Here is a 9,258-nt window from a genome sequence, read left to right as displayed (position 1 = left end):
CGCCCTGGCCGCCGCGCATCCACGGCGTCGGCGGCGGCCAGGGCGCGCGCGGCCGTCACGTCGGTGAAGGCGTTGACCGCCGGGTCGACCCGGCCGATCCGCGCCAGCGTCGCCTCGATCACGCTGCGGGCCCGGACGCGCCCCTCCGCGACGCCGGCGGCGATCGAAGCGGCGTCGGCGCGGCTCCAGTCGGTGCTCTGCTCCACCATCGCCTCAGGCCTCGAAGACCGGGGCCGCCTCGGCCTCGTCGGGCAGCGGGAAGCCGCCGACGAGGTCCGCCGCGGCGGCCAGGACCCGGAGGTTGGCGATCACCGGCGCGACCCAGGCGGGATCGAGGCGCAGCCCGAGCAGCGGGGCCGCGGCGGCGGCGAAGGCGTCGAGATCCGGCGGCGGTGCATCGCGGGTCGTCATCGGGCATCCTCATCGAACGATCGGACCTCGAGCGGGCAAGGGCCGCGCCAAGCCGCCCCGCTGGGCCGGACGCCTGAATTGCTCGTCGAATAGGCATAATCCGGTCAATCGCGTCTGCCTACGAGATAGGCAATCGGCGGCTGCCACGCCCATCGTGGATGCAGGGCCGGTCAACCGGCGCCGAGCGTCACCGGCGCGATCGCGGCGAAGACGCAATCCTCCGGCGTGCCGTCCTCGTGCACGAGCATCGCGAAGGTGCCGGGCGCCGAGACCGTCATCAGGTGCGCGTGCCAGGCGCCGGCGCGGTAGTTGATGCCGGCCTGCCCCGGCACCCGGAAGGCGCGGATCGCGGCCTCGTCGGGCCGCCCGTCGCGGTCGGGCGCCACCACGACGAGGTAGGAATCCACCGCGAGCGGCAGGAAGGCCTGGCTCGAATGCGGATGCCGCTCCAGGCGGGTCAGCGGCATCAGGCCGGCGAACGGCTCGCTGCGGATCAGGGCGAGGTTGGCGGAGACGCCCGCGCGCCGGTTCTCGATCGGGCTCGCATGGTCCTGCCGCGGCCCCGCCGCGGGCGCGGCGAGCAGGTCGGCGAAGGGCCGCAAGGCAACCTCGTCCATCGGTTCGATCGGGATCGTGCGCATCGTCCGTCCTGGCTTCGTGCCCGGCTTCGCGGCACGGGGCCGAGCTTCCGCGGCTCGCCTCGGCGGTCAAGCGGGATTCGGGCCGGCTTGCGTATGGCCGAGGGCGGGTTTGCGGGGCCGAGGGCCGCGGCGGGGTTGACGGCGGAGGCGGCTGCGTCGTTGCGTCCCCGAGCCTTCAGACCGCCCGAGCAGACCCGTTGACCGATCCCCGCCCCTATCCCCGCGACCTCGTCGGCTACGGCCGCAACCCGCCGGCCGCCGACTGGCCGGACGGCGCCCGCATCGCGGTGCAGATCGTGCTGAACTACGAGGAGGGCGCCGAGAACTGCATCCTGCACGGCGACCCCGCGTCCGAGGCGTTCCTGTCCGAGATCGTCGGCGCGCAGCCCTGGCCGGGGCAGCGCCACATGAACATGGAATCGCTCTACGAGTACGGCGCGCGGGCCGGGTTCTGGCGGCTGTGGCGGCTGTTCACCGCCCGCGGGATTCCCGTCACCGTGTTCGGCGTGGCGCACGCGCTGATGCGCAACCCGGAGGCCGTCGCGGCGATGCGCGAGGCCGCGTGGGAGATCGCCAGCCACGGCCTCAAGTGGATCGACATGCGCGACGCCTCCCGGGCGGAGGAGGCCGCCGCGATGGACGAGGCGATCCGCATCCATGCGGCGGTGACGGGCTCGGCGCCCGAGGGCTGGTACACCGGCCGCTCCTCGATCCACACGCTGGAACTCGGCCTGGAGCGCGGCTTCACCTACCTGTCGGATTCCTACGCCGACGACCTGCCCTACTGGCTGACGGGCGCGGGGCGCACCGGCCTCGTGGTGCCCTACACCCTCGACGCCAACGACATGCGCTTCGCGAGCCCCCAGGGCTTCAATTCCGGCGACCAGTTCTTCGCCTACCTGCGCGACAGCTTCGACGTGCTCTACGCCGAGGGCGCGACAGCGCCCAAGATGATGTCGGTCGGCCTGCATTGCCGCCTCGTCGGCCGCCCGGGACGGATGGCGGCGCTGGCCCGCTTCCTCGACCACGTCGCCGCGCACGACCGGGTCTGGCTCGCCCGCCGCGTCGACATCGCCCGGCACTGGATCGCCCGCCACCCGGCGCCGTGACGGCCTGATTCGTGCTCCGCTCCGGGAAAGCCCCTTTCGAGAGACAGCCCATGACGACGACCACCATCGACGGCCGCACCCTCACCGCCGCGGACGTGCTCGCCGTCGCCCGGCCGGACGCGGCGGGCCTCCGCGCCGAGGCGGTGCTCGACGAGGGCGCGCGCAGGAGCCTCGTCGGCGCGCGGGACTACATCGACGCGCATTTCATGACCGACGACGCGCCGCTGATGTACTCGTTCAACACCGGCGTCGGCCTGTTCAAGGACCAGCGCGTGCGCATGGACGAGATGCAGGCCTACCAGCGGCTGACCGTCTACGCCCACGCCACCGGGATGGGCGAGCCGTTCGACGCGGAGGCGGTGCGCGCCACCATGCTGCTGCGCGCCAACGCCTTCGCGTCGAACTTTTCCGGGCCGCGCGTCGCGGTCGTCGACCGCCTGCTCGCCTGCCTGAACGCCGGGATCGTGCCGGTGATCCCGTCGAAGGGCTCGGTCGGGGCGTCGGGCGACCTCGCGCCGCTGGCGCACCTGGCCGGCGCGATCTGCGGGTTCGAGGAGGCCGAGGCGTTCTACGAGGGACGCCGCCTGCCGGCCCGCGCGGCGCTGAAGGCGGCGGGCCTGCCCGAGGCGTTTCCGCTGGAGGCCAAGGACGCCTCGGCGCTGATCAACGGCTCCACCGTGTCGCTCGCCGTCGGCGTGCTGGCGCTGGAGGACATGAAGCGGGTCCTCAAGGCCACCGAGATCGCCCTCGCCCTGACGCTCGAGGCCCTGCGTGCGGAGAAGGCCGCCTTCGATCCCCGCGTCCACGCCGCCCGCCCGCACAAGGGCCAGGCGGCCTCGGCCCGCAACGTCCTGCGGATGATCGGCGATTCCGAGCGCTGCACGGAGGGCGCCCGCGTCACGGTGTTCCCCGACGAGGCCCGCGCCCCCGGCCAGGCCCCGCCGCCGCGGGTGCAGGACGTGTACTCGCTGCGCTGCGCGCCGCAGGTGCACGGGCCGGTGCGCGAGGCGCTGGCCTACGTCGACGGCATCATGGGCACCGAGATCAACGCGGCCACCGACAACCCGCTGATCTTCGCCGACGGGGCCGACCACTACACCTGCATCTCGGCCGGGCACTTCCACGGCGCCTACGTCGCGCAGGCGATGGACCTGCTCGCCATCACCGCCACCGACCTCGGCTCGATCTCGGAGCGGCGGCTCGCGCGCCTCATCGACCCGACCATGAGCTACGGCCTGCCGCGCAACCTGCTCGCCGGCAAGAAGGGGCTCAACACCGGCTTCGCCACCGTGCAGTGCACGATGTCGGCCCTGGTGATGGAGAACCGGACCCTGTCGATGCCCGGCTCGGTCGACTCGATCCCCGGCAAGTCGAACGCCGAGGACCACGTCTCGAACTCGACCTGGTGCGCGCGCAAGGCCCGCACCGTCGTCGCCAACGTCGAGACCATCGTCGCCGGCGAGATCCTGATGGCGTGCCAGGCGCTCTCGCTGGTCGCCGACGTGGCCCGGGACCATCCCCTCGGCTCCGGCACGCAGGCCGCCCTCGACGCGGTGCGCAAGGTCATCGCCCCGGCGCTGTCGGGCGACCGCTGGTACCAGGCCGAGATGGAGGCCGCGCTCGCGCTGGTGCGCTCGGGGGCGGTGGTCGCGGCGGTGGAGGCCGCGATCGGCCCGCTGGAATAGGCGCGGCGCCCCTTACCGCACCGGCGCCACAATCCGGTGGCTGGATCGTGCGGGCACGAGGGGGGATCCGATGATGCGGCCCGCGCTCCGCTTGTCCTGCCTGACGCTCGCGACGGGCCTCGCCTTCGCGGGCGCCGCGGCCCGGGCCGCGACCACGCCCGAGGCCGACGCCGCCTTCCTCGACGCCGTGACCTGGGGCGTCTCGCCGGCCAGCCACGCGGAGCTCCGCGCCAAGGGCCGCGAGCGCTGGCTCCGGGAGCAGCTCCATCCGCCGGCAGGCCCAGCCCTGCCGGAGGCCGCCCAGGCGCAGGTCGACGCGCTGACGCCGAAGGGCACGCTGCTCGAGCGGATCTCCGCCCTCGACGCGCAGGCGCGGGCGGCCAGCGCCGAGCCCGACCCGGATGCGAAGAAGGCCGCGCAGCAGGCCTACCAGGGGGCGCTCTCGGCCGCCGCCCGGGACGCCGCCGCGGCGACGATCCTGCGGGCGCTCGACAGCCCGGACCAGGTGCGCGAGCGGCTGACCTGGTTCTGGCTCAACCGCTTCAACGTCCACCAGGGCAAGGCGAACCTGCGCGCGATGGTCGGCGACTACGTCGACGCGGCGATCCGCCCGCACGCGCTCGGCCGCTTCCGCGACCTGCTGGAGGCGACGCTGCGGCACCCGGCGATGCTGCGCTATCTCGACAATGCCGACAACGCCGCCGGCCACCTCAACGAGAACTACGCCCGCGAGCTGATGGAGCTGCACACCCTCGGGGTCGGCTCCGGCTACACGCAGGGCGACGTCGAGGCGCTGGCCCGCATCCTCACCGGCGTCGGCATCGACGCCCGCCCCGAGGACCCGAAGCTGAAGCCGGAGCGCCAGGCCGACCTCGTCCGCGCCGGCCTGTTCGAATTCAACCCGAACCGCCACGATTACGGCGACAAGGTCTTCCTCGGCCACGCGATCCGCGGCCGCGGCTGGCCCGAGATCGTCGAGGCGCTCGACCTGATCGCCCGCGAGCCCGCCACCGCGCGAACCGTGTCGGCCGCGCTCGCGCGCTACTTCCTGGGCGCCCCGCCCTCGGACGCCCTGGTGGCGCGGCTGGCGCAGGTCTTCACCCGGAGCGACGGCGACATCGCGGCCGTGCTCGACGCGCTGTTCCACGCGCCCGACTTCGCGGCCTCCCTCGGGGGTGGGTTCAAGGACCCGGCCCGCTACGTGCTCTCGGCCGTGCGCCTCGCCTACGACGGGCGGACGATCCGCAACGCCGCGCCGATCCAGGGCTGGCTCAACCGCCTCGGCGAGGGCCTGTTCAACCGCTCGACGCCGGACGGCTACCCGCTCGGCGCCGCCGCCTGGAACGGGCTGGGACAGATGACGACGCGCTTCGAGATCGCCCGGCAGATCGGGTCGGGCTCCGCCGGCCTGTTCAAGCCCGCCCCCGACATGGCCGACGAGCCGGCCTTCCCGCTGCTGCAGAACGGGCTCTACTTCTCGACGCTCTCGGCCACCCTGAGCGCCCCGACCCGGGACGCCCTGGCCCGCGCCGTCTCCCCGCAGGACTGGAACACCCTGTTCCTGTCCGCCCCCGAATTCATGCGCTGAAGGCCGCCCATGGACCCGCGCGACCCGCACCGCCGTGCGCTGATCCGAGCCTCCCTCGCGCTCGGCCTGTCCACCGTCGCCGGCCGGGTCTGGGCCGCGCCGAAGGCGGATGCGCGCCTGCTCGTGGTGTTCCTGCGCGGCGCCTACGACGCGGCCAACGTCGTGATCCCGACGGGCAGCGACTTCTACTACCGCGCCCGGCCGACCCTCGCGGTCGCCCGGCCGGATGCGGCCGACCCGGCGGCGGCGCTGGCGCTCGACGCCGACTGGAGCCTCCACCCGAGCTTGCGCGACACGATCCTGCCGCTCTACGCCCGGGGGCAGGCCGCCTTCGTGCCGTTCGCCGGCACCGACGACCTCACGCGCAGCCATTTCGAGACCCAGGACACGATCGAGCTCGGGCAGACGGTCGGCGCCTCCCGCGACTACAATTCGGGCTTCATGGCCCGGCTCGCCGCGGAGCTGACGCGGACGCGCCCGATCGCCTTCACCGAGCAGATCCCGCTGATCTTCCGCGGCACCGAGACGGTGCCCAACATCGCGATCAACGAGGTCGCCAAGCCCGGGATCGACGCGCGCCAGGCTGGGCTGATCACGGCGATGTACCGCGACACCCCGCTGGCCGCTTCGGTGGCCGAGGGGTTCCGCGTGCGCGACGCGGTCTACCAGTCGGTCTCGGAGCATCAGGCCGAGGCCGACCGCGGCGCCGTCTCGCCGAAGGGCTTCGCGCGCTCGGCCCGGCGCATCGGCCGGCTGATGCGCGAGTCGTTCAACCTCGGCTTCGTCGACGTCGGCGGCTGGGACACGCACGTGAACCAGGGCGCCGCCACCGGCTACCTCGCCGACCGGATCGGCGAGCTCGGCCGCGGGCTGGCCGGCTTCGTCGAGGAGGTCGGCCCCGCCTGGAACGACACGGTGGTGGTCGTGCTCTCCGAGTTCGGCCGCACCTTCCGCGAGAACGGCAACCGCGGCACCGATCACGGGCACGGCAGCGTCTACTGGGTGCTGGGCGGTGCCGTGCGCGGCGGCCGCATCGCCGGGCCGCAGGTGCGGGCCGACGAGGCGCACCTGTTCCAGAACCGCGACCATCCCGTGCTCACCGACTACCGCAGCCTGCTCGCCGGGCTGCTGCGACGCCTCTACGGGCTCGATCCGGCGAGCCTCCGGCGGGTCTTCGCGGATGCGGCGCCGGCCGACCTCGGGCTGGTCTGATCGGCCGACCGCTCCCGTGCCGCGAGGAACCCGCGCACCGTCCCGAGCAGCACCCGGGTCCCGGCCTCGATGTCGGGCAGGCTGGCGAACTCGGCCGGGTTGTGGCTGATGCCGCCGCGGCAGCGCACGAACACCATGGCGATTGGCGCGATCGCCGCCACCGCCATGCCGTCGTGGCCGGCCCCGCTCGGCAGCGCCAGGACGGGATGGCCCTCGGCGACGATCGCCGCCTCGACCAGGGCCGTCATCCCGGGGTCGCAGGGGACGGCTTCCGCCTCGTGCAGGAGGGCGATGCCGAAGCCGAGCCGGCGCCGGAGCGCGATGCGCTTGCAGGCGAGGTCGATGTCGGCGAGCGCGGCGTGCCGCTGCGCGTCGTCGGGCGCCCGCAGGTCCAGGCTGAACTTGGCCTGGCCCGGGATGGTGTTGACCGCCCCCGGCAGCGCCTGGATGCGCCCGACCGTGCCGACGAGGTGCTCCTCGCCGCGGCAGCGCGCCTCGATCGCCAGGATGCATTCGGCGGCGCCCGCGAGCGCGTCGCGGCGCTCGGTCATCGCGACGGTGCCGGCGTGCCCCGCCTCCCCCGACAGCGTGATCTCCAGGCGGCTCGCCCCGCTGATCGCGGTGACGAGGCCGACCGGCAGGCCCTCGCGCTCCAGCATCGGCCCCTGCTCGATGTGGAGCTCGACGTAGCCGAGGATCTGATCCGGCGTGCGGGCGGCGGTCGGGACGGCCTTCGGGTCGAGGCCGTATTCGCGCATCGCGGCGGCCAGCGTCGTGCCGGCGGCATCGAGGGTGCGCAGCGCCGCCGGGTCGAGATGGCCGGCGAACGCCCGGCTGCCGGTCAGCGTCGCGGCGAAGCGCACGCCCTCCTCGTCGGCGAAGCCCACCACCTCGATCGCGACCGGCGGCGGTCCTTCGCGCAGCACGGCCTCGACGCAACTGATGGCGGCGACGACGCCGAGCGGCCCGTCGTAGCGGCCGGCGTTGCGCACGGTGTCGAGGTGCGAGCCGATCACCAGGGCCGGCCCGCCGGGCTCGCGGCCCTCGACGCGGCCGATCAGGTTGCCGACGGCGTCGCGGCGCACCTGCAACCCGGCCTCGCCCATCCAGCCGGCGACCAGGGCCTCGGCTCGCGCCTGCTCGGGGGTGAGGTAGAGGCGGGTGATCGCGCCGGGCTCGGCGCTGATCTGGGCCAGCGCGTCGAGCCGCTGCTGGATGCGGGGGGCGAAGGCGTCCACGGATCAGGCCTTCGGCGCGTTGGCGAGCGTCAGCACCGTCTGCAGCAGCACGTCGGCGCCGGCGGCGCAGTCGGACGGGGTCGCCGATTCCGACTCGTTGTGGCTGACGCCGTCCTTGCACGGCACGAAGATCATCGCGGTCGGGACGCGGGCCGCGAGGTTGCAGGCGTCGTGCCCGGCGCCCGAGACCATGCGGCGGCGGCTCAGGCCAAGCCCCTCGGCGGCGGCATCGACCGCCGCGATCACGCCCGCGTCGAACGGCACCGGCTCCTTGCGCCAGATCCGCGCGAGGTCGATGGCGAGCTTGCGCCGGTCCGCGATCGCGGGAAGGCTCGCGCGCAGCTCCGCCTCGATCGCGTCGAGGACCTCCGGCTTCGGGTCGCGCACGTCGAGGGTGAAGCGCACCAGCCCCGGCACCACGTTGCGGGAGGGCGCGCCGATCACGGCCTCGCCGATGGTGGCGACGGCGGTGGGCGCGTGCGCCAGCGCGATCCGCTCGACCGCGAGCGCGACCTCCGCGAGCCCGAGCAGCGCGTCGCGGCGGCGCGGCATCGGCGTGGTGCCGGCATGCGCCTCGAAGCCGGTGATCGTGCCGTCGAACCAGGCGATGCCCTGCCCGCCCTCGACCACGCCGATGGTCCGGCCCTCGGCTTCCAGGATCGGGCCCTGCTCGATGTGCAGCTCGACGAAGGCGCCGATCTTCCGGTCGCCCACGGTGTCGGTCCCGCGGTAGCCGATCGCGTCGAGCGCCGCGCCGACGCTGATGCCGGCCGCGTCGGTCTTCTCCAGGATCTCGTCGGTGGTGAAATCGCCGGCATAAGCCGCCGACGCCATCATCGCGGGGGCGAAGCGCGAGCCCTCCTCGTTGGTCCAGTTGACCAGCAGAAGCGGCGCCTCGGTCTCGATGCCGGCGTCGTTCAGGGCGCGCATCGCCTCCAGCCCGGCCAGCACCCCGAGGATGCCGTCGAACTTGCCGCCGGTCGGCTGGGTGTCGAGGTGCGAGCCGAAGGCCACCGGCGGGCGCGCCGCGTCGCGCCCGGGCCGCAGGGCGTACTGGGTGCCGAGGGCGTCGACCCGCACCTCGAGCCCCGCCGCCGTGCAGGCGTCCCGGAACCAGTCGCGGACCGCGCCGTCCTCGGGCGACAGGGTGAGGCGGTTCAGGCCGCCGGCCGGCGTCGCACCGAACCGCGCCGTCTCCTGGATCGTCTCCCACAGGCGCGAGCCGTCGATGCGCAGGTTGTGGGTCTTTGCCGTGCCGGCCATCCTGGCCTCCGTCGTGGCGTGTGTGTCTCGTGTCACGATGCCGACGTGACGGCCCGGCGGCCGGCAAGGATCGTGCCCGGCCAGGTTCCGCAGGCCCGCCCAGCCCCCCGC

At 74.1% G+C, this 9,258-nt stretch carries 7 protein-coding genes and 2 pseudogenes; 4 read left to right on the top strand and 5 right to left on the bottom strand.

Going from position 1 to position 9,258, the window contains the following annotated elements; translation table 11 throughout:
* The 3 genes and pseudogenes from FV230_RS19395 to FV230_RS19385 all read right to left on the bottom strand — a co-directional run.
* Nucleotides 1-209: pseudogene (locus FV230_RS19395) on the bottom strand (AtzE family amidohydrolase); the annotation flags it as partial.
* A gap of 4 nt (nucleotides 210-213) precedes the next feature.
* On the bottom strand, nucleotides 214-411 hold the full coding sequence (locus FV230_RS19390; RefSeq protein WP_147729047.1) for a DUF4089 domain-containing protein: 198 nt from the start codon (nucleotides 409-411) through the stop codon (nucleotides 214-216).
* 170 nt (nucleotides 412-581) lie between these two features.
* Nucleotides 582-1,052 (bottom strand): ureidoglycolate lyase, encoded by a 471-nt coding sequence (locus FV230_RS19385; RefSeq protein WP_147729046.1) that lies wholly within the window; start codon nucleotides 1,050-1,052, stop codon nucleotides 582-584.
* 197 nt (nucleotides 1,053-1,249) lie between these two features.
* On the opposite strand from FV230_RS19385, the pseudogene puuE reads away from it, so the two are divergent.
* The 4 genes and pseudogenes from puuE to FV230_RS19365 form a co-directional block, all read left to right on the top strand.
* A pseudogene (gene puuE / locus FV230_RS19380) lies at nucleotides 1,250-2,158 on the top strand (allantoinase PuuE); the annotation flags it as partial.
* A 53-nt stretch (nucleotides 2,159-2,211) separates the two neighbouring features.
* A complete protein-coding gene (locus FV230_RS19375; RefSeq protein ID WP_147843551.1) occupies nucleotides 2,212-3,846 on the top strand; it encodes an aromatic amino acid ammonia-lyase in 1,635 nt (544 codons plus the stop codon).
* A 70-nt stretch (nucleotides 3,847-3,916) separates the two neighbouring features.
* The gene (locus tag FV230_RS19370; RefSeq protein WP_147843550.1) at nucleotides 3,917-5,434 is read left to right on the top strand and encodes a DUF1800 domain-containing protein; all 1,518 of its coding nucleotides are present in this window, start codon (nucleotides 3,917-3,919) and stop codon (nucleotides 5,432-5,434) included.
* A gap of 9 nt (nucleotides 5,435-5,443) precedes the next feature.
* A complete protein-coding gene (locus FV230_RS19365) occupies nucleotides 5,444-6,646 on the top strand; it encodes a DUF1501 domain-containing protein (RefSeq protein WP_147843549.1) in 1,203 nt (400 codons plus the stop codon).
* Here the strand turns inward: FV230_RS19365 and FV230_RS19360 are convergent.
* Nucleotides 6,574-7,884, bottom strand: coding sequence for an allantoate amidohydrolase (locus FV230_RS19360; RefSeq protein WP_147843548.1), 1,311 nt, complete (start codon nucleotides 7,882-7,884; stop codon nucleotides 6,574-6,576). The genes FV230_RS19365 and FV230_RS19360 overlap by 73 nt on opposite strands.
* Before the next feature lie 3 nt (nucleotides 7,885-7,887).
* The gene (locus FV230_RS19355) at nucleotides 7,888-9,147 is read right to left on the bottom strand and encodes a Zn-dependent hydrolase (protein WP_147843547.1); all 1,260 of its coding nucleotides are present in this window, start codon (nucleotides 9,145-9,147) and stop codon (nucleotides 7,888-7,890) included.
* Between the last annotated feature and the right edge of the window lie 111 nt (nucleotides 9,148-9,258).

Origin of the sequence: Methylobacterium sp. WL6, from assembly GCF_008040095.1 — a bacterium.
Classification (GTDB): domain Bacteria; phylum Pseudomonadota; class Alphaproteobacteria; order Rhizobiales; family Beijerinckiaceae; genus Methylobacterium.
Note: the sequence above shows the minus strand (reverse complement) of the source record. Positions and strands in the feature narration are given on the sequence as shown.